The 683-nt window shown below is 60.2% G+C and carries 1 protein-coding gene; it reads left to right on the top strand.

Annotated elements, in window-relative coordinates:
• Positions 1–479: 479 nt before the first annotated feature.
• Positions 480–683: hypothetical protein (locus tag RM844_RS32055; RefSeq protein WP_311670970.1), on the top strand; the 204-nt coding region annotated here is incomplete at its 3' end.

The following is a 683-nucleotide window of genomic DNA, read 5'->3' as shown; positions in this document are numbered from 1 at the left end:
GATCATCAACTGACGACATCCGCCAGCCGTTCGCCGTCTGGGGTTTCCGGTAAAGGTTCTTCTCCGGCGGCTATCGGCAAACGGCGCGACAATCGTCGATCATGTGTGCACACGGCGCTCGGTGTCGGTCCTGTACTGGGGTTTTGCAATATCTCTGGTGTTCCAATACAGTCCGTGGCTAACTATCGCACTGCAGTAGTACCAGGCAGAGTGATGCGCGCCACATCGCCGCAAATGGGGGGATCTTTGCGGCAGGTGTGATGTGTTGGCCGCGGCTGACTCTTGCGTCGCCGCAGCAATAAACGCAGGCGGCAAACTTTTTCTGGTGCGGATCTGGTCGGATCGTCGCCCATCGGCGCGGAGTGACCAGTGCGCAGTCCAACCCTGTTTTCGGTGCAGAGAGACGGGTTGGAGGGGGGTGTCCGTGTCCGACATGAGGACCCACACAAGTTCACACCCCCACAGAAGAGAGCAAAAGCATGCCGAAATTCGACAGACCAACAGGTCCGTTCGGAGAACAGAAACACGTCAAGAAGATCGTCAGCGCTTTTCTCGTTGCGACTGGCCTCGGTGGTGCGACGCTCGTTTCTCCACCGATGCACCCGCATGGGGCGGTTGCAACTGAGGAGCGCCCGGTGGGCGACGCCGTCCCCAGGCCGGCCGTCGCCGTCGTTCCTCCTCCT

The organism is Streptomyces chisholmiae, from assembly GCF_031845445.1.
Lineage (GTDB): Bacteria > Actinomycetota > Actinomycetes > Streptomycetales > Streptomycetaceae > Streptomyces > Streptomyces chisholmiae.
The sequence above is the reverse complement of the archived record's forward strand: the minus strand, read 5'-3'. Positions and strand labels throughout refer to the sequence as shown.